The organism is Streptomyces sp. CG 926 (genome assembly GCF_003148825.1).
GTDB lineage: Bacteria > Actinomycetota > Actinomycetes > Streptomycetales > Streptomycetaceae > Streptomyces.
The window spans coordinates 13,129-33,529 of sequence record NZ_QGGZ01000024.1; the positions used below are offsets into that span (position 1 = coordinate 13,129).

Annotated in this window: 14 protein-coding genes; 10 read left to right on the forward strand and 4 right to left on the reverse strand. The window is 71.9% G+C overall.

The genetic code is table 11. The annotated features are described in order from the left end of the window. Positions 1-12: 12 nt before the first annotated feature. Positions 13-1,242, reverse strand: a complete 1,230-nt coding sequence (locus tag BCL76_RS37375; protein ID WP_109783962.1) for a nucleotide sugar dehydrogenase — start codon at positions 1,240-1,242, stop codon at positions 13-15. Between the two features lie 230 nt (positions 1,243-1,472). On the opposite strand from BCL76_RS37375, the gene BCL76_RS37380 reads away from it, so the two are divergent. From BCL76_RS37380 to BCL76_RS37410, 7 genes are all read left to right on the forward strand, one after another. Continuing rightward, a complete protein-coding gene (locus tag BCL76_RS37380) occupies positions 1,473-3,179 on the forward strand; it encodes a glycerol-3-phosphate dehydrogenase/oxidase (protein ID WP_109783963.1) in 1,707 nt (568 codons plus the stop codon). A 161-nt stretch (positions 3,180-3,340) separates the two neighbouring features. Beyond that, positions 3,341-5,920, forward strand: a complete 2,580-nt coding sequence (locus BCL76_RS37385) for a serine/threonine protein kinase (RefSeq protein WP_146228513.1) — start codon at positions 3,341-3,343, stop codon at positions 5,918-5,920. A 78-nt stretch (positions 5,921-5,998) separates the two neighbouring features. Continuing rightward, complete coding sequence (locus tag BCL76_RS37390) at positions 5,999-8,572, forward strand: protein kinase (RefSeq protein ID WP_109783964.1); 2,574 nt, start codon at positions 5,999-6,001, stop codon at positions 8,570-8,572. Positions 8,573-8,697: 125 nt separating this feature from the next. After that, the gene (locus tag BCL76_RS37395; RefSeq protein WP_109783965.1) at positions 8,698-10,326 is read left to right on the forward strand and encodes a serine/threonine-protein kinase; all 1,629 of its coding nucleotides are present in this window, start codon (positions 8,698-8,700) and stop codon (positions 10,324-10,326) included. A gap of 103 nt (positions 10,327-10,429) precedes the next feature. Next, positions 10,430-12,061 (forward strand): succinic semialdehyde dehydrogenase, encoded by a 1,632-nt coding sequence (locus tag BCL76_RS37400; protein WP_109783966.1) that lies wholly within the window; start codon positions 10,430-10,432, stop codon positions 12,059-12,061. 11 nt (positions 12,062-12,072) lie between these two features. Further along, entirely contained in the window at positions 12,073-13,878 is a 1,806-nt protein-coding gene (locus tag BCL76_RS37405; RefSeq protein WP_109783967.1) for a GMC oxidoreductase, read from the forward strand. 166 nt (positions 13,879-14,044) lie between these two features. Further along, positions 14,045-15,718: an LPXTG cell wall anchor domain-containing protein gene (locus BCL76_RS37410; RefSeq protein WP_146228514.1), complete on the forward strand. Its 1,674-nt coding sequence runs from the start codon at positions 14,045-14,047 to the stop codon at positions 15,716-15,718. Between the two features lie 277 nt (positions 15,719-15,995). Here BCL76_RS37410 and BCL76_RS37415 read toward each other — a convergent pair whose 3' ends face one another. The 3 genes from BCL76_RS37415 to BCL76_RS37425 all read right to left on the reverse strand — a co-directional run bounded on the left by BCL76_RS37415 (position 15,996) and on the right by BCL76_RS37425 (position 16,913). Further along, the gene (locus BCL76_RS37415) at positions 15,996-16,259 is read right to left on the reverse strand and encodes a chorismate mutase (protein ID WP_030763088.1); all 264 of its coding nucleotides are present in this window, start codon (positions 16,257-16,259) and stop codon (positions 15,996-15,998) included. A gap of 181 nt (positions 16,260-16,440) precedes the next feature. Next, a complete protein-coding gene (locus BCL76_RS37420) occupies positions 16,441-16,692 on the reverse strand; it encodes a DUF7848 domain-containing protein (protein WP_258310140.1) in 252 nt (83 codons plus the stop codon). A gap of 23 nt (positions 16,693-16,715) precedes the next feature. After that, positions 16,716-16,913 (reverse strand): hypothetical protein, encoded by a 198-nt coding sequence (locus tag BCL76_RS37425; RefSeq protein ID WP_146228515.1) that lies wholly within the window; start codon positions 16,911-16,913, stop codon positions 16,716-16,718. A 145-nt stretch (positions 16,914-17,058) separates the two neighbouring features. Between BCL76_RS37425 and BCL76_RS37430 the strand changes: the two genes are divergently transcribed. The 3 genes from BCL76_RS37430 (at position 17,059) to guaA (ending at position 20,365) form a co-directional block, all read left to right on the forward strand. Then, positions 17,059-17,817: a DUF6879 family protein gene (locus BCL76_RS37430; protein WP_109783970.1), complete on the forward strand. Its 759-nt coding sequence runs from the start codon at positions 17,059-17,061 to the stop codon at positions 17,815-17,817. Beyond that, a complete protein-coding gene (locus BCL76_RS37435) occupies positions 17,814-18,662 on the forward strand; it encodes a helix-turn-helix domain-containing protein (protein WP_109783971.1) in 849 nt (282 codons plus the stop codon). Before BCL76_RS37430 ends, BCL76_RS37435 begins: the two co-directional genes overlap by 4 nt. Before the next feature lie 116 nt (positions 18,663-18,778). After that, a complete protein-coding gene (guaA, locus tag BCL76_RS37440) occupies positions 18,779-20,365 on the forward strand; it encodes a glutamine-hydrolyzing GMP synthase (RefSeq protein WP_030763091.1) in 1,587 nt (528 codons plus the stop codon). The last annotated feature ends 36 nt before the right edge of the window (positions 20,366-20,401 follow it).

Here is a 20,401-nt window from a genome sequence, read left to right on the forward strand (position 1 = left end):
ATTTCCCGGAGGTCAGAGTCGGTGGGCCGCGCCCACCGGGCTGGCGCCGCGCGTGTCCAGGAGCAGCTGGGCCTTCACCGCGAGTCCTTGCAGGTCGTAGGTGCGGTGGTGCTGGAGCAGGATGGTCAGGTCCGCGTTCGCGGCGGCCTCGTACAGCGACTCGGCCCGGGGGACCGGCCGGTCCCGGACCCGCCAGCCCGTGATGTACGGGTCGTGGTAGCTGATCAGCGCGCCCAGGTCGATCAGGCGGCTGGCGATCTCGCGGGCCGGTGAGCCCTCCTGGTCGGCCAGGTCGGGCTTGTAGGTGACGCCGAGGAGCAGGACGCGGGCTCCGCGGGCGGATTTGCCGTGCTCGTTCAGCAGGGTGGCCGAGCGCTGGATGACGTACTGCGGCATCCGGTTGTTGATCTCCTGCGCCAGTCCGACCATGCGCAGGGGGTGACCGGGGGTGCGGGTGGTGTGGGGGAGGTAGTTCGGGTCGAGCGGGACGCCGTGGCCGCCCACGCCGGGACCGGGGCGGAAGGCCTGGAACCCGTACGGCTTGGTCTCGGCGCAGCGGATGACGTCCCACAGGTCGACGCCGAGGTCGTGGCAGAGCACCGCCATCTCGTTCATGAGGGCGATGTTGACGTGCCGGTAGTTCGTTTCGAGGAGCTGTACGGTCTCGGCCTCGCGCAGGCCGCGGGCGCGGACCACCTTCTCGGTGAGGCGGGCGTAGAAGGCGTGCGCGGACTCGGTGCACGCCGGGGTGAGGCCGCCGATCACCTTGGGGGTGTTGGAGATGCCGTGGGTGCGGTTGCCCGGGTCGAGGCGGCTGGGGGAGTAGGCGAGGTGGAAGTCCCGGCCCGCCCGCAGTCCGGAGCCGGATTCGAGGATCGGGCGCAGGTAGTCCTCGGTGACGCCCGGGTGGGCGGCGGATTCGAGGATCACGGTGGTGTGGGGGCGCAGCCGGGCGGCGAGCGCGCGGCCGGCCTCGCCGACGGCGGAGAGGTCCAGCGCGCGGTCCGCCCCGAGCTGGGTGGGGGCGCAGATGACGGCCGTGCGGACCCGGCCGAGCTCGGCGGGGTTGGTGGTGACCCGGAAGCCGGCCGCCGACATGCGGCGGATCTCGGCGGCGGTGAGGGTGGAGTCCGTGACCGGACCGCTGTCGTAGCCGACCGTCTCGATTCCGGCGGCGACGGCCGCCTGGGCGAGTGGGAGGCCGAGATGGCCGAGTCCGATGACGGCGAGATCTGCGGGCATGGGGGTGCCGTCCCTTCCCTGACATGAGGGGGCTGCCGCGCAAGTTCTCCGGGGGGCAGGGGAGCTGGCGCAATGTCAGACTAGGCGTATATATGACAGATATGTCGCATTCTGGAGTGAACGCCACCGTTGTGTTGTCCACAGGCGGTGGCTGATGTGGGTGCGGGCGGTCAGAATCGTGGAACGGGGCATGTGAGCGGGATCTCATCCGTACCCAACGGGAGGCAGCCGTGAGGACAGCGACACTGGGGCCGACGCAGCGGGCCGAGGCCCTCGGCCGGATGGCCGAGCGGGAACTGGACGTGCTGGTGGTGGGCGCGGGCGTGGTGGGCGCCGGTACCGCGCTCGACGCCGTGACGCGGGGCCTGTCGACCGGCCTGGTGGAGGCCCGGGACTGGGCCTCGGGCACCTCCAGTCGCTCCAGCAAGCTGATCCACGGCGGCCTGCGGTATCTGGAGATGCTCGACTTCGCCCTCGTCCGCGAGGCGCTGAAGGAGCGCGGCCTGCTCCTGGAGCGCCTCGCCCCGCACCTGGTGAAGCCCGTGCCCTTCCTGTACCCGTTGCAGCACCGGGGCTGGGAGCGGCTCTACGCCGGCTCGGGCGTCGCGCTGTACGACGCGATGTCGGTCTCCAGCGGCCACGGGCGCGGGCTGCCCGTGCACCGGCACCTGTCGCGAGCGCGGGCGCTGCGGGTGGCACCGGCGCTCCGCAAGGACGCGCTGGTGGGGGCCCTGCAGTATTACGACGCCCAGATGGACGACGCGCGCTACGTCGCCACGCTCGTGCGGACGGCCGCCGCGTACGGGGCGCACTGCGCCAATCGGGCGAGGGTCGTCGGCTTCCTGCGTGAGGGCGAACGGGTGGTCGGCGCGCGGGTGCGTGACGTGGAGGGCGGAGGCGAGTACGAGATCCGCGCGAAGCAGGTCGTGAACGCGACGGGGGTGTGGACGGACGACACCCAGGCGCTGATCGGGGAGCGCGGCCAGTTCCACGTGCGGGCCTCGAAGGGCATCCATCTGGTCGTACCGAAGGATCGGATCCATTCGAGCACCGGGCTGATCCTGCGGACCGAGAAGTCGGTGCTGTTCGTCATCCCGTGGGGCCGGCACTGGATCGTGGGGACCACGGACACCGACTGGGACCTGGACAAGGCACACCCGGCGGCGTCGAGCGCGGACATCGACTACCTGCTGGAGCACGTGAACTCGGTGCTGGCCGTGCCGCTCACGCGTGACGACGTCCAAGGTGTGTACGCGGGCCTGCGGCCGCTGCTGGCGGGGGAGTCGGACGCGACGAGCAAACTCTCGCGCGAGCACACGGTGGCGCACCCGGTGCCGGGCCTCGTGGTGGTCGCCGGCGGCAAGTACACGACGTACCGGGTCATGGCGAAGGACGCGGTCGACGAGGCGGTGCACGGCCTGGACCAGCGGGTGGCCGAATGCGTGACGGAGGACGTGCCGCTGGTGGGGGCGGAGGGATACCGGGCGCTGTGGAACGGTCGGGCGCGGATCGCGGCCCGGACGGGGCTTCATGTGGTGCGGGTGGAGCACCTGTTGAACCGCTTCGGGTCGCTGACGGAGGAACTGCTGGACCTGATGGCCGCCGACCCGGGGCTGCGGGAGCCGTTGTCCGGGGCGGACGACTACCTGCGGGCGGAAATCGTGTACGCGGCCTCGCACGAGGGAGCCCGACACCTGGACGACGTCCTGACGCGGCGGACCCGGATCTCCATCGAGACCTTCGACCGGGGGACGCGGTCGGCTCGGGAGTGCGCGGAGTTGATGGCGCCGGTCCTGGGGTGGGACAAGCAGCAGATCGAGAAGGAAGTGGAGCACTACGAGAAGCGGGTCCAGGCGGAACGGGAATCGCAGCGTCAGCCGGACGACCAGGCGGCGGACGCGGCCCGGCTGGGGGCGCCGGACATCGTTCCGTTGTAACTCCGGGATGTGGAGGGGGGAACCGTAGACCCGGGGCGCCCGTCCGTTGCGGAGTGAGGAAGAATGAGGGTTCTGCCGGGGCGGGTTATCGCGAGCCCCGGCCGCCGGGTCGCTCAGCCGCTGGGGCAGGCGGAGCAGCGGCACGATCGCAGAGGGGACGCATGTCGAAGCCGGAGCACACCGAGTCGCCTGCGGCGCAGCCTGACAGTGCAAAGTCTTCGGCTGGCCGCGTGCCTTCCGGGACGGGCTCGCCTGCCGAATCGCCTGCGGCGACGCCCGGCAAGGAGAAGTCCGCGGCCGGCACCGCGCCTTCGCCTGTGGCGAAGCCCGCGGATGCCGATGCGGCTGCGGCGGCGAAGCCGGAGCCGAGGCGGGCGGCCGAGCCGGACGCCGAGGCGCGCGCCGCTGACGCCACGGCGGACGCCGAGCCTGCGGGGTCGCCTGCGGCGAAGCCTGCGACGGGCAAGACGGCCGGGGCGTCCTCGGGGAAGCCCGCGGACACGAAGCCGGGGCCGGGCGAGGCCGCGGACGCGAAGGCTGCTGACGCGAAGTCGGGGCTGGGTGAGCCTGCTGACGCGAAGCCTGGGGATGTGCAGTCCGGGCCGGGTAAGCCCGCTGACGTGCAGTCGGGGCTGAGCGAGCCCGCTGACGCGAAGCCTGACGACGTGAAGGTCGATGCCGAGGTGGCTTCGGTCGAGTCGGGGTCGGGCAGGGCGGCCGCGCCGGCGGCCAAGCCCGCGGCGAAAGCGAATCCCGTCGTCGAGAAGGCCGATGCCATGGCCGCCGCCGTCAAGGCGGCCGCCGCCAAGGCCGCCGAGGGCGGGCAGGACGAGGGACGGCTGCTGGCCGGGCGGTACCGGCTGAGCGCCGTGCTCGGCAAGGGCGGGATGGGTACCGTCTGGCGGGCCCAGGACGAGACCCTGGGCCGGACCGTCGCCGTCAAGGAACTCCGCTTCAGCACCGGGGTCGACGAGGACGAGAAGCGACGCCTCATCACCCGTACCCTCCGCGAGGCCAAGGCCATCGCCCGGATCCGCAGCGGCGGCGCCGTCACGGTCTACGACGTCGTCGACGAGGACGGCCGGCCGTGGATCGTCATGGAGCTCATCGAGGGCCCCTCGCTCGCCGAGTTCATACGGGAGAACGGCCCCCTGACCCCGCACCGCGCGGCCGAGGTCGGCCTCGCGGTGCTCGACGTGCTGCGCGCCGCGCACGGCCAGGGCATCCTGCACCGCGACGTGAAGCCGTCCAACGTCCTCATCGCCGGCAACGGCCGTGTCGTCCTCACCGACTTCGGCATCGCCCAGGTCGAGGGCGACCCCTCCGTCACCTCCACCGGCATGCTCGTCGGCGCGCCCTCCTACATCTCCCCCGAGCGCGCCCGTGGCCACAAGCCCGGCCCGCCCGCCGACATGTGGTCGCTCGGCGGCCTGCTGTACGCCTCCGTCGAGGGAGTGCCCCCGTACGACAAGGGGTCCGCGCTCGCCACCCTCACCGCGGTGATGACCGAGCCCGTCGAACCGCCGAAGAACGCGGGCCCGCTGACCGAGGTCATCTACGGTCTCCTCGCCAAGGACCCGATCCACCGGCTCGACGACGCCCGCGCCCGGGCGATGCTGGGCGCCGTCCTCGCCGCGCCCGAGCCCGTACCGGCCCCCGTGGTGACTCCGGCGGCCGAGGAGACCCGGCAGATCTCGCTGGCCGACGCCAAGGAGGCCGTGGAGAAGGCCGCCGCGGACAAGGCGGAGAAGGCGGCCGAGCGCGCGGCGAAGAAGGAACGCGAGCGGCGCGAGCGCGAGCAGCGCGAACGTGCCCGCGCCGCACTGAAGGCCGCCCGCAAGGCGGCGACGGCCGCGGCCGCCACCACGGCCGTCACCGCCGCGGAGCCGCCGACGTCCAAGCCGTCCCCCGTCAAGGCCCCGCTCACGGACGTCATGCAGCGGCGCACCATCGTGCTCGCGGCGGTGGCCCTGGTCGTGGTGCTGGCGGTCGTCGGCTCCCTCATCGCCTACGCCCTCGGCGACGACGACACGAAGACCAAGGACGAGAGCAAGGGCGGCAACGGCAAGCCCACTCCGGCGGCTTCGGCCCCGAAGGACCCGGGCAACGGCAGTGGCGGGACCGGCCAGACCTCCCCGAAGCCCTCGGAGAACACCGGTGAGGCGGCCGGTGGCGGCAGTGCCGGTACGGGTACGGCCACCGGTGGTCAGCCGGGCCAGGGCCAGCAGACCCCGGCCGCGAGCCAGGGCCAGGGTGCCACTTCCGGTGGTGCGGGCGGCGCGGTCCCGGCGGGCTTCGCCCTGGTGCAGGACTTCGGCTTCCACTTCTCGATGGCGATGCCCGAGGGCTTCAAGAAGACGGCCACGGCGGGTGAGAACTCCGGCGGCATATACAGCCGTGACGGCGGATTCCCGCGGATCCAGGTCGACTACACGGGCAAGCCGGGTGACGACGCCCGCCTCGCCTGGCTCAAGGCGGTCCCCGGAGTGGCGAGCGACAGCAAGGGATACCGCCAGATCCGCATCGACGTGGTCGACTACCGGGGCTATCCGACGGTCGCCGACTGGGAGTTCGAGCGGGAGCAGAAGGGCATCAGGGTCCGCGTGCTCAACCGCGGGTTCAAGCTGGACGCGACGCACGGCTACGCGATCATGATCAGCTGCGCCGCCGACCAGTGGGACGCCCCCGAGTGCACCCAGATGCGCAACGTCGCCTTCGAGACCTTCCAGCCGCTGGGCTGACCTCGGGACGCGGGCGGCCCTGGCGACGTATCGTGTCAGAGGGGCCATGGGGAGCCCGCCGCACTCGGGGGAGGCGATGTGGAGGAGTACGCGGGCCGGATCCTGGCCGGCCGCTACCGCCTGCCCGTGCCGCCGTCCGACGAGTACGAACTGATAGAGACCCGCGCCTTTGACACCCGCAGCGGGCAGGAAGTCCTGGTCCGGCAGGTGCCGTTGCCGGAGGTCGTGGACGCCGAGCTGCTGGACGGGCCGCGGGCCGTCCCGGCCGCGCGCCGTTCGCCCGCCGATCTGCCAGCCGTGCGCCGTGCCATCGAGGCGGCGCAGGCGGCGGCCTCGATCCCGGACCATCCCCGGCTGGACCAGGTCTTCGACGTGTTCGCCGAGGGCGACTCGCTGTGGATAGTGAGCGAACTGGTCCCGGCCAGGCCGCTGGCCGCGCTGATAGCCGATGAACCGCTGAGCCCCTACCGGGCCGCCGAGGTGGCGTCGGACGTGCTGACCGCGTTGCGGGTGCTGCACGCGCACGGCTGGACGCACCGGAACATCACCGTCCGGACGGTATTGGTGTGCGAGGACGGTCGCGTCGTACTGACGGGCCTCGCGGCGGGCGCGGCGGAGGAGGCCCTGTGCGGGTACGACCCCGTCCCGAGCGCGGAGGACACCGGCGGCGGAGCGGGCTGGGGTACCGCCCCCGTCCCCGCCCCTGCCCCCACCACGGCCCCGGTCCCGACCTCGGCCCCTGACACCGTTCCCGTGCCGGTCCCGACCCCGCGTCCCGCCCCGGACCCGTTCCCGGACCCGACTCCGGCCGCCGCCGGACCGGTGGAGGTCACGTACGCACCGCTCGTGGCCCCGGGTTACGACACCGGGCCGCGGTACACCGATCACATCACCCCCGATCGCTCGCAGGACCGCCCCGAGCTCCAGGCGGCCGCGCGGGCCGGGGTCGTCGCCGCCTACCGGGCCGGGGCGCGGGCGGCCGCCGCCCGGGTGATCGAGGAGCGCAGGGCCGGGACGGCCGGCGAGGTCGAGTCCGGCGGCTCCTCGGAGCGCCGGCCCGAGGGGTCGACCCTGCCGCACGGGTACGCGTACCCGTACGGCGGCCCGGACACCGAAGCCGCCGCTCCCTGGCACGGCGCGACCCCGCGCCGGGCGGAACTCCCCACGGGCGGGCCCGAGCCGGAGCCGGAGCGGGAGCCGGAACCGCGGCCGGACCCCGAGCCCCTGCCGCCCTACCCCGCACGCCGGCAGTACCCCGACCCCGACCCGGACCCGGGCTCGTACGGGTACGCGGACCCGTACCCGGAGCCCGAGCAGGCGCAGCCCGAGCGCCCCGCCCTGCCCGCCCGACTCGCCCTGCCCCAGGGCTACCGGCAGGCCGAGGTACCGCTCCAGGCCGGCCCCGACCGGCCGCAGCCCACCGGCCCCGGTACCGGCTCCGGCTCCGGCCCCGGTTGGTCCGGCCCCCGGACCGGTCTGGACGCCGAGCGCGCACGGCAGACCCGGATGGCCGTCGTCGGCGCCGTCACCGAGCGGTGGGCCCCCGAGCAGGCCGGTCCCGTGCACGGGCATTGGCAGCTCGCGGCCCCCGTCGGGCCCGCCACCGACCTGTGGGCGCTCGGCGCGCTGCTCTACCGCGCCGTGCAGGGACATGCCCCGTACCCGGAGGACAGCGTCGCCGAGCTGGTCGAGATGGTCTGCGCGGAGCCGCCCGCCTTCGCCGAGGAGTGCGGGGCGCTGCGTCCGGTGGTGGAGTCGCTGCTGCGCCAGGACCCCACCGAACGGCCCGACTTCGAGGAGCTGCGCGGCTGGCTGCGCTCGCTCGTACGCTCTGCGCCCGAGCCGGACGCCGGGTTCGGGACGCTTCCGATGCCGGAGCCGGATCCCGCGCGGCTGCCCGTCGTACGCCGCCGCGGTGAGGTCCACGGGCGGCACCGCAACCCCGCGGCCCCGCGTAAGCCGCGCGCCCTCGGCCGGATCCTGCTCGTCGGGATCCTGGCCCTCCTCGCCGGCGGGGTGGCGTACGCGATGCTGTTCCTGCCGCGGGCGGCCGACCAGGAGCCCGCGGGCGATGCCCGGGGCAGCACCGCGCAGGCGCCGGCGAAGCCGAGTCCCTCCCAGGTGCCGTCCGCCGCGCCCGAGTCCAAGCCCGCCCCGCAGGCGACCGCGCCCGCCGAGTCGCAGGCCGCCCCGGCCCCCGCCCCGGCCGGTTACACCAGCCAGCAGGATCCGGAGCACTTCGAGATCGCCGTGCCCAACGGCTGGGAACGTCGCGGAATCAACGAGTCCGGTCAGGTCCGCTACACCGACGGGCAGTTCGTGCTGACCGTCGTCCCCGGGCGCGACAAGGTCCAGGGCAATCCGGATCCGGCGGCCTACCAGAAGGACAAGGAGCCGGAACTGACCCCGTACCGGACCTCCACCTGGTCGACCGTCGGCGATGTGAAGACCACCAAGGTGGGTCAGCAACTGCGGGCGACGGGCCGGTACACGTGGATCGACGGGACCGGCCGCAACGTCTTCGCCCGCAACTACGTCGTGGCGCTGGGCGGCAGCTACCACGTCGTCCTCGTCACCGGTCCGGAGGACGAACAGAGCAAGGTCACCGAAGTCTTCGAAAAGGCCACGGCGAGTTACAAGGCGGGCGGTTGAACGCATACTGACGACTGATCAGTACGGCGATTGCGTCACAGTGCCGTCTTTCGGCGCCCGGGCGGTTCCGGCAGCCCCTCCGGGCTCCGTAATCTGGCCTGAAGTGCAGAGAGCGGCGGGGTTTCGTGGAACAGCAGACAGGTGGGGGCGATGTGCTGGCGGGCCGGTACCGGCTCGTCGAGCCGATCGGCCGAGGCGGCATGGGCAAGGTGTGGCGCGCGCATGACGAGCTGCTCCACAGGACCGTCGCCGTCAAGGAACTGACGGCGGGTCTGTACGTGGCCCAGGCCGACCGGGACGTCATGCACGCCCGGACGCAGAAGGAGGCCCGGGCCGCGGCCCGGATCCAGCACCCGGCGGTGGTCACCGTCCACGACGTCCTGGAGCACGACGACCGGCCGTGGATCGTCATGGAGTACATCGACGGGCCCTCCCTCGCGGACGCGGCCAAGGCCGCCGGGCGGATCGAGCCCCGGGAGGCGGCGCGGATCGGGCTCCACGTGCTGGGCGCGCTGCGCGCCGCGCACGCGGTCGGCGTACTGCACCGCGACGTGAAGCCGGGCAACGTGCTGCTGGCCAAGGACGGCCGGGTGTTGCTCACGGACTTCGGGATCGCCGCGATCGAGGGCGACTCCTCCATCACGCGCACCGGTGAGATCGTCGGCTCGATCGACTACCTCGCTCCCGAGCGGGTCACCGGCGGCATCCCCGACCCGTCCTCCGACCTGTGGTCGCTGGGCGCCACCCTCTACACGGCGGTGGAGGCCCGTTCCCCGTTCCGCCGCACCTCGCCCATCTCCAGCCTGCAGGCCGTGGTCAACGACGAGCCGCCGGCGCTGCGCTCGGCCGGGGCGCTGGGGCCGGTGATCACCTCCCTGCTGCGCAAGGATCCGACGGAGCGCCCCTCGGCCGCGGAGGCCGAGCGGATGCTGCTGGAGGCGATGGAGGGCCGGCAACCGAAGGCCGCGCAGGCGTACGTGCCCACCCGTGCGGTGTCCTCGGAGGAGCTGGCCCCCGCGCAGGAACGGTTCGATGCGCCGGCCCCGCCGGTCGCCCCGCCGGTGGAGAACGGGTCGACGACCGCGCTCCCGGAGCCGGTGGTACCCGCGGCGACCACCACGACCACCACCGCCGCCGACCCGGCCCGGGGCTGGCGTGGGCGGGCCGTGGTCGTGGCCCTGGTCGCGGCGCTGCTCGGTGGCGGTGGCGTGTTCGGGGTACTCAAGTACACCGGGGACACCGGGGACACCGGGGTCGACGACCGCCCCGACGAGGTGGTCACCACGGCGGGCCCCCCGGCGGGCTGGAGCAAGGTCACCGACCCTCTCGCCGGCTTCACCCTGTACGTCCCGGAGGGTTGGACGCGCAAGGCGAACGGCGACCAGATCGACTACACCCCGGACGACGGGAAGCACTTCATCCGGATCGCCTCGGACACCACCCCGGACTACAAGGACCCGTACACGCACCTGCTCGACCTGGAGGGGCAGGTGGCGAAGCGGACCGACTACAAGAAGGTGCGGCTGAACCAGAACACCTTCCGGGACAGCACCCGCGCCGCGCTCTGGGACTTCACCTGGACGGAGAAGCAGAACCACCCGGGCCCGCGCCGGGCCAAGGAGCAGATGTACATCGCCCCGGACGGCACGGAGTACGCGATCTACATGTCGAGCCCGATCGCCGACTGGGCCACGACGGAGCAGCAGTTCGACATCGTGCTCAGCGGCTGGGAGCCGCCCGCCAAGAAGCCCTGACCGGCGCCGATCCGGGCATCGCGCCAGCGATCGCTGGCAGAAATGGCAAAATCCGGTTACCGGCGGGTACCCAAAGGCTGTCGGGCGCAATACGCTCACCGGCATGACGGACTCGCAGGCCCCCGCCGCCCCCCTCCGGACCGCACCGGAGCCCACCAACCCGGTCGCCCCGGCCCCGGCCGGTGCCCGCACCGCCGCCGATGTGGTGACCCCCGACCTGGTCGCCCGGCTGACCCGCGGAGTGCTCGGATCCGGTCGCACCGCCAACCACACCCCCTTCACCGGGGACCGGCTGGCGGAGCTCCCGGAGGCCACTCCCGAGGACGTGGCCGAGGCCTTCGACCGGGCCCGCGCGGCCCAGCCCGCCTGGGCGGCGGTCCCCGTCCGCCGCCGCGCGGCGGTCCTGCTGCGCTTCCACGACCTGGTCCTCGCCCGGCAGGCCGAGATCCTCGACCTGATCCAGCTGGAGACCGGCAAGGCCCGGCTGCACGCCCACGAGGAGGTCCAGGCGGTGGCCGTCTCGGCCCGCCACTACGGGCGCAAGGCCCCCTGGTACCTGCGCCCCAAGGGCCACACCGGCGCCATGCCCACCCTCACCAAGGTCACCGAGCTGCGTCAGCCGCGCGGGGTCGTCGGTCAGATCGCCCCCTGGAACTACCCCCTCGAGCTGTCGGTCGGCGACGCCCTGCCCGCCTTCGTCTCCGGCAACGCGCTCGTCATGAAGCCCGACACCGAGACCGCGCTGACCGCCCTGTGGGCCCGGGACCTGCTGATCGAGGCCGGACTGCCCGCCGAGGTGTTCCAGATCGTGCTCGGCGAGGGCCCCGTCGTCGGCCCCGAGGTGGTCCGGCACGCGGACTACGTCTCCTTCACCGGCTCCACCCGCACCGGCCGCGAGGTCGCCCGCGGCGCGGCCGACCGCCTCGTCGGGGTCTCCCTCGAACTCGGCGGCAAGAACGCCATGCTCGTGCTGCACGACGCCGACATCGAGAAGGCCGCCGCCGGCGCCGTCCGCGCCTGCTTCTCCTCCGCCGGACAGCTCTGCATCTCCATCGAGCGGCTCTACGTCCACGCCTCGATCGCCGACGCCTTCGTCGAGCGGTTCGCCGCCCGGACGAAGGCCATGCGGCTCGGCGCCTCCCTCGCGTACGGCGCCGACATGGGCTCGCTGGTCGGCGAGCGCCAGCTGGAGACCGTACAGCGGCACGTGGACGAAGCCGTGGCCAAGGGCGCCACCCTCGTCGCCGGTGGCACCGCCCGTCCCGACATCGGCCCGCTCTTCTACGAGCCCACCATCCTCGACGGCGTCGAGGCGCCCATGGCGGTGTGCGGCGAGGAGACCTTCGGCCCGGTCGTCTCCATCTACCGCTTCACCGACGAGGACCGGGCGATCGCCGAGGCCAATGCCACCGCCTACGGCCTGAACTCCAGCGTCTGGACCAAGGACTCCCGCCGCGGTCACGCCGTCGCCGCCCGCCTGCGCACCGGCACCGTCAACATCAACGAGGGCTACGCCCCCGCCTACGGCAGCGCCCAGGCACCCATGGGCGGCATGAAGGACTCCGGCCTCGGCCGCCGCCACGGCTCCGAGGGCATCCTCAAGTACACCGAGGCCCAGACCGTCGCCCACCAGCGGCTGCTCCCGATGGCCCCCTCCCTGGGCATGGACGACGAGAAGTACGCGGCGTTCATGACCCGCAGCCTCCAGGTCATGAAGGCCCTCCGACTCCGCTAAGGGGCAGCACCGTGTCTGAGTCTGAGTCGTACGACTACGACGTCATCGTCATCGGATCGGGGTTCGGCGGATCGGTCTCGGCGCTGCGCCTGACCGAGAAGGGCTACCGGGTCGGCGTCCTGGAGGCAGGACGCCGCTTCACCCGCGAGAGCCTGCCGAAGAACAGCTGGGACCTGCGCAACTACCTGTGGGCCCCGGCCCTCGGGCTGTACGGGATCCAGCGGATCCACCTGCTCGGCAACGTGATGGTGCTCGCGGGCGCCGGCGTCGGCGGCGGCTCCCTCAACTACGCCAACACCCTGTACGTGCCGCCCACCGCCTTCTTCGAGGACCGGCAGTGGGCCTCCATCACCGACTGGCAGGGCGAGCTCGCCCCCTACTACGAGCAGGCCAAGCGGATGCTCGGGGTGCGCCTCAACCCGACCATGACCCCCTCCGACGTCCACCTCAAGGCGGCCGCCGAGAAGATGGGCGTCGCGGACTCCTTCCACATGGCCCCGGTCGGCGTCTTCTTCGGGGACGGCGACGACGCCGACGGGCAGCCGAAGGTCCGGCCCGGGGACGAGGTCCCCGACCCCTACTTCGGCGGCGCCGGCCCCGCCCGCAAGGCCTGCACGGAGTGCGGCGAGTGCATGACCGGCTGCCGGCACGGCGCGAAGAACACCCTGAACGAGAACTACCTGCACCTCGCCGAGCGCGCCGGCGCCGTCATCCACCCGATGACCACCGTCACCGCGCTCTCCGACCACCCCGAAGGCGGCCACCGCGTCCGCACCGTCCCCACCGACGGCCGCAGGCGGGGCCGGGCGAAGGTGCTGCGCGCCCGGTACGTGGTCGTCGCGGCGGGCACGTACGGCACGCAGACCCTGCTGCACACGATGAAGGACCGCGGGGAGCTGCCCGGGATCTCGCCGCGCCTCGGCGACCTGACCCGGACCAACTCGGAAGGCATCATCGGCGCCCAGACCGACGACCGCCGCTACCGCAAGCTGCACGGAGGCGACCGCCGGGCCGACTTCACCCGGGGCGTGGCGATCACCTCCTCCGTGCACCCCAACGCCGACACCCACATCGAGCCCGTCCGCTACGGCAAGGGCTCCAACGCCATGGGGTTCATGACCGTCCTCCAGGTCCCGCACAGCGCGCACCGGGTCCGTGCCTGGCTGGGCCGGACGGTGCGGCACCCGGTGCAGCTGGCGCGCTCGCTGTCCAACCGGCGCTGGTCGGAGCGGACCATCATCGGCCTGGTCATGCAGTCGCTGGACAACTCGCTGACCACGTACCGCAAGCCCGGCGGGATCGGGAAGGGCCTGCTCACCGCCCGCCAGGGCCACGGCGCCCCGAACCCGGTCCAGATCGCGGAGGCCACGCAGGCCGCGACCCTGCTCGCCGAGGAGATCAACGGCTTCCCGGGCAGCAACATCGGTGAGCTGATGGGGACCCCGCTGACCGCGCACTTCCTGGGTGGCTGTCCGATCGGCGCCTCGCCCGAGGAGGGGGTGGTGGACCCGTACCACCGGCTCTACGGGCACCCGGGCATCTCGGTGGTGGACGGCGCGGCCGTCTCCGCGAACCTGGGGGTGAACCCGTCGCTGACGATCACCGCGCAGGCGGAACGGGCGATGTCGTACTGGCCGAACGTGGGGGAGCGGGACCCGCGGCCCGAGCAGGGGGCCGGCTACGTGCGGCTGGACGCGGTGGAGCCGGTCCGTCCGGCGGTCCCCAAGGAGGCCTTCGGTGCACTGCGGCTGCCGTTCATGGCGGTCCCGGAGGTTCCGCCGCGCCGGCCGGTGAGTGATTCGGAACCGACGATGTGACAGCGGTGGGTACCGCGCTCCCCCTCCGAGCGCGGTACCCACCGCGGTACATACGTGACAGATGTTCAGCCTTGATGGTTGTACCGGAATCCGTCCTACCGAGCTGTGGTGTCGATCACACAGTGAAGTGTGCAACTGCGACTGATGTTCGACAGTCAATCGCTGCATGAGAAAGCGCATCTCGTTGCTGACCGCCGGCGCCCTCGTGGCGCTGGGAGCGGCCATCACGCCCGCACACGCCGCGGACCCCGTGTTCACCCTGGCCGGACCGGCCGGGATCGGCCTGCGCCCGCACCCCGGGCAGAGCGGTGAACCGCAGAAGACCTCGGTGGAGTTCCGGATCGTCAACGACTCCACGACGACGTTCGACCGCCAGAGCACCTTCACGATCGACCTGGGCGCCCTCAAGGGCGTCGCCGACGTGACGCTCGCCAAGAACCAGGGCGCGGACTGCAAGCTCACGGCCGCGGCCGTGACCTGCAAGAGCTGGGCCCTGTGGACGGGCGAGAGCACCGTCGTGGACCTGGACCTCAGCGCGGCCAAGGACAGCAAGGTCGGCGCGACCGCGGACCTGACGGTCACCGGCGCGGCGGAGGGCGCCACCTTCAAGGCCGCCACCACCAAGGTGCGCGTCGGCGGCCCCGACCTGGTGCTGGAGCGGGCCAGGCTGAAGGCGGAGCAGAAGCCGGGCGACAAGCAGAACCTGTCGATCGTCTTCGCCAACGAGGGCACGGACCCCGTCGACGGCGTGGTGCTCGAAATGCGCACCACGCACGGCATCGACCTGGTCGAGCAGTACGACAACTGCTCCTACTCCGACGACACCCGCCCGGGTCAGCCGTGGAACACCGGCTGGAGCACGGTCCAGTGTCTGCTGGAGGGCGAGTACGAGCCGGGCGCGGTCTACGGCGTCGACGGCCCGCTGACCCTCAAGGCCGCGCCGCACGCCTTCATCGACGGCCTGACCTACGCGGTGTACGCGGCCGGCGACCAGCCGAAGGCGGCGAAGAACCGCACCTTCGCGAGCGCCGGCAAGCCGGCGGCCGGCAACAAGCTGGCCGCGGCGAAGCAGGCCCCCAAGGCCGCGGCCCGCTCCGCCCAGCCGGCGGCGGACCTCGACCCGTGGAACAACATGCAGGAGTTCGACTTCGCGACGCGGAACACCGCCGACCTGGTCGCCACCGGCGTGTCCCTCAAGGGCAAGGCGGGCGAGACGGTCGACGCCTCCTTCGGCTTCCACAACAACGGCCCCGCGTGGGTCGCGTACCTGCGTTCCGGTGAGGACGTCGCCCGCACCGACATCGTGATCCCGGCGGGTGCGAAGGTCACGAAGGTCCCGGCCGGCTGCACGGGCGTCAACGCCGACGGCACCCACCGCGAGCAGACCCTGGGCGCACCGCGCTACTTCTGCTCCACCGGTCATGTCGTGGGGGAGAAGGAGACCTTCTCCTACCCGTTCCAGCTGAAGATCGAGAAGGTCGTCGCCGACGCCAAGGGCTCGATCGCGGTGGGCCAGTGGACGCCGGAGGGCACCACGGGCCAGCGCTGGGACCCGAACCACGCCAACGACAAGGCGGCCTTCGTGATCAACGCGAAGGACGCCGGACCGGCCCCGACCACCTCCACCTCGGCCACGCCGAGCCCGACGCCGACCGGCTCCGCGACCGCCACCGCGACGCCGAGCGCCTCGGCCACCGGTGCGGGTGTCACGACCAACGGCGGCGGACTCGCCTCCACCGGCAGCTCCGCCCAGCTGATCGCGCTCGGCGGCGCGGTGCTCCTGGCCGTCGGCGGTGGGCTGTTCCTGGCGTTCCGCCGCAAGGCGGGCGCCCACGCGTAACGGCGTACGCCGCGTACTCCACGCGACAACGCAGAACGGCCGGCCCGGGGCGTCCCCCGGGCCGGCCGTCCTCATACGGGGTGACCGGGCTGCTGTCCCCTGCCGTCCGGTCACGCGAAGGAGCGAGGTCCCACGACGCACGCTCCACGGGGCGTGCGTCTCATCGCTCCAGCGGATCCACGCGTGGTGTTGCGGTTCCGCGGCTGGCTGACGCGGACATCCTCACCAACGAAGGGCCCCAAGGCCGGTCACGGTCCGGACGGGTGACGAACAGCCGTCACACGCGCCCCCGGCACAGCTCCAGCAGGGTCATGGCGAGGGCGGTGCCGGGCTTTCCGAGCGCGTCGCTCCAGTGCGAGAGCACCTCCATCTCGCGCGACAGGTGCACCCGTCGCCCGCCGGACGCGATCCGGGCGTCCTGGATGACCGTCGAGACGGCCATCCGCTCCTGGATCAGGCCGATGATCCGGTCGTCGAGGGCGTCGATGCGCGTGCGGGAGTCGGCGATCAGCTGCTCGGGGGTGGTGGTGATCGTGGTCATGGTCTCTCCTGATGGTGTCGTGCCGGCAGGAGCGGGAACGCGGAAGCGCCCCGGTCCTGTCGGACCGGGGCGCTTCCGGGAAGTCAGTGGCTCAAGCGAGCATCACGAGGACCCATGGCGACCGGACCGACCGGTGCCATAGGTAAAGAGGAAGCTCAGCTGCTTGCGCATGCCGCGGATACTACCTTCCGTCCCCTTCTGGGCCAATCACGTTCGGATACTGAGACAGCTCGGCGGTGGGCGTCGCGCGGGCGTGGTCGGTGTACACGCGCCGGAAGAGGACGTGGCCGGTCCGCCCCGTGTGCCGCAGCGCCCAGTCCTGGGCCGCTCCTTGCTCGTCCAGCGGCCCTGACTGGGCCCCGCAGAGGTACGCCGTGCAGAAGGCCTCGTAGGTGACTCCGCCCTCCGGCGCGTGCCGGATGGTGTGTTCCACGTACCTGAGCACAGCGCGACGGTTCAGCATCGGGTGCGCCCTCGATGAGCGACGATCTCCACATTGCAGTCCGAAACCGCCGAGTGGTCGCCCCGCCGGTAGGCGTCCGAGCGCTGCTGAGCAAGCGCCGCGCACACGTCACAGCCTGCGGCCGGCCTGGGAATCACGCCGGGCAGCGACAGGTGGGCCGCCGGGCTCATGATGGTCTGCTGCGAGGTCATGAACTGGACGCTAGGGACGGCCGGTTGAGACGAACAGAGACTATTCTCGATTATTCGCGCACCCTGGTCCGTCATGCATCGACATGCATGCCTGGCCGCCGACATCCTGTAGACCACGGCTCTCCCGCAGTGAAGGGCAGGACCAATGGCACGCAGGTTGCGCTTCAACGGAACAGGCAGCGGCGAAGGTGGCTGTCCCGCTGTGCACGAGGATCTGGACAGCGGAGAAATGATCGTCCACGGAGCGCCGCTCACAGATCCCGAGGACGTTGCCCAGCTTCGGCACTTTTCGCAGGGTGAGGTGGCGATTGTGGTTCCGCGTGAACTGCTCGTCGGCTTCGGACCCAAGGAGGTCGTCCGCCGCCCCCGCATCATCGGCCTCGAAGCCTTCGGGCTGCTGTTCGAGAAATTCGAGCACACGGCGTGGCGACTGGAGACGCGGCGCCGGTACGTCTCCGACGAGGCCACCGACACCTATGCCCAGTTCCTGCGGGGTGAGAGCCCGTCGTGGGATCTGGGAACGGCGTGGAGCACGGTCATCCGAGAAAAGACGGCGGGCGGGGCGATGGTCGGTCGCGTACGCGTGGTCGATGACCCCGTGACCCTGGGGCAGCTCTACCTGATGGCGCACACGGTGAAGAACTCCGCGCTCGGCGAGAACATCCGCATTCTTCGGCGTGGAGAAGCCGAGCGGATCCATCTGCCTGCCGAGGATTTTTGGATCTTCGATTCCCGGCTCGTCGCCGTGCTCAATTTTGATGACGGAGACAACCTGGTCGATGTGGAGCTGATCACCGAACCAGCTGTGGTCAATCGATATGCGCAGGTGCGGGACGCCGCCTGGCATCGCGCCGTTCCGTCCTCGACATTCGCCGAACACCTGGCAGCGGCCGAGCAACAGTGACCACGGACTACCAGCAGGCAAGATCGGCCCTGGGGGCCAGACTGCGGGAGCTGCGCGAATCCTGCCCCGGCAACCGGCTCACCGGTGCCGCGCTCGCAGCACGTCTCGGCTGGACCCAGTCGAAGGTCAGCAAGCTGGAGACGGGACGGCAGACGGCGACGGCCGACGACCTGACGGCGTGGGCGGCAGGGGTTGAGCAACCGGAGGCAGCGGAGGAGCTGCTCTCCCGGTTGCGTGGGCTGGAGTCCCGCATCCGCTCGTGGCGCCGGCAGCTGGCCGCGGGACTTCGACCCGTGCAGGACGTGCACAACGAGGCCCAGGCCGGTGCGACAGTGCTGCGGGCCTGGGAATCGGCCTGGATCGTCGGCGTGCTCCAGACCCCGGACTACGCACGTGCGATCTTGAGTCGGTTCGCCGAGCTGCACCGCGCCCCCCGGGACGTCGAAGAAGCGGTGCGTTCCCGGATGAAGCGGCAGGAGGGACTGTACGACTCGGGCAAGCACTACCGGATCCTGCTCTGGGAGGCGGTGCTCCACGCCCGGATCTGCCCACCCTCCGTGCTCGCCGCCCAGCTCGACCGCCTTCAGGGCGTGATCGGTCTCGACACCGTGGAGCTGGGGATCGTGCCGCTCGACGCAGCGTTGAAGATCCCCCCGGGTCTGGGGTTCTGGCTCTACGACGACCGGCAGGTGATCGTGGAGACCTGGCACGCGGAACTCTGGCTGGACGATCCGGACAGCATCGCCACTCACCTCCAGGTCTGGCATGCGCTTCGTGCGTCCGCCGCTTTCGGGGCAGACGCGCAACGGTTGATCGGCCGTGCCCAGCGGGCCACCGGCGCCTGAACCTGCCCCGCCGGAGCGCCCGCGTGGCGTCGGACTCGGATGGTGAGACGAAGAGGGCCCGGCGGCCCCCGTTAGAATCGACAAAACAGCCACCTCTTCCGCCGGAAGGCCGCCCCGTGCCAGAAGCACCCTCCGCCGCCCACGACAGCGCCCCGGACACGGTTCTCGTCGTCGACTTCGGCGCCCAGTACGCCCAGCTCATCGCCCGCCGCGTCCGCGAGGCACGGGTCTACAGCGAGATCGTGCCGAGCTCGATGCCCGTCGACGAGATGCTGGCCAAGAACCCGAAGGCGATCATCCTCTCCGGCGGCCCGTCCTCCGTGTACGAGGAGGGTGCCCCCCAGCTCGACCGCGCGATCTTCGAGGCCGGGATCCCCGTCTTCGGCATGTGCTACGGCTTCCAGCTGATGGCCGTCACCCTCGGCGGTCAGGTCGACAACACCGGCGCCCGCGAGTACGGCCGCACCCCGCTGGCCGTCTCCAAGGTCGGCTCCACCCTCTTCGAGGGCACCCCCGAGAACCAGTCGGTGTGGATGTCCCACGGCGACGCCTGCTCCGCCGCCCCCGAGGGCTTCACCGTCACCGCGTCGACGAACGTTGTCCCGGTCGCGGCCTTCGAGAACGACGAGAAGAAGCTGTACGGCGTGCAGTACCACCCCGAGGTGATGCACTCCACGCACGGCCAGCAGATCCTGGAGCACTTCCTCTACCGCGGCGCCGGCCTCGCCCCCACCTGGACCACCGGCAACATCGTCGAGGAGCAGATCGCGGCGATCCGCGAGCAGGTCGGCGACAAGCGCGCCATCTGCGGCCTCTCCGGCGGCGTGGACTCCGCGGTCGCCGCGGCCCTCGTGCAGAAGGCCATCGGCTCGCAGCTGACCTGCGTCTACGTCGACCACGGCCTGATGCGCAAGGGCGAGACCGAGCAGGTCGAGAAGGACTTCGTCGCCGCGACCGGCGTGCAGCTGAAGGTCGTCGACGCGCAGGAGCGCTTCCTGACCGCGCTGGCCGGAGTCTCCGACCCGGAGACCAAGCGGAAGATCATCGGCCGCGAGTTCATCCGCGTCTTCGAGCAGGCCCAGCTGGAGATCCTCCAGGAGGACGGCCCCGCGGTCGCCTTCCTCGTGCAGGGCACCCTGTACCCGGACGTCGTCGAGTCCGGCGGCGGCACCGGTACCGCCAACATCAAGTCCCACCACAACGTGGGCGGCCTCCCCGACGACATCGAGTTCGAGCTCGTCGAGCCGCTGCGCCAGCTGTTCAAGGACGAGGTCCGGATGGTCGGCCAGGAGCTCGGCCTGCCCGACGAGATCGTCCAGCGCCAGCCCTTCCCGGGCCCCGGCCTCGGCATCCGCATCGTCGGCGAGGTCACCAAGGAGCGCCTGGACCTGCTCCGCGAGGCCGACGCCATCGCCCGCCACGAGCTCACCGCCGCCGGCCTGGACCGCGAGATCTGGCAGTGCCCGGTCGTCCTGCTCGCGGACGTCCGCAGCGTCGGCGTCCAGGGCGACGGCCGCACCTACGGCCACCCGATCGTGCTGCGCCCCGTCTCCTCCGAGGACGCGATGACCGCGGACTGGACGCGCATGCCGTACGAGGTCCTCGCCCGGATCTCGACCCGCATCACCAACGAGGTGCCGGACGTGAACCGGGTGGTCCTCGACTGCACGAGCAAGCCCCCGGGCACCATCGAGTGGGAGTAGTCCCACCGAGATCGCCATGACGAGGCCGCCGTCCCG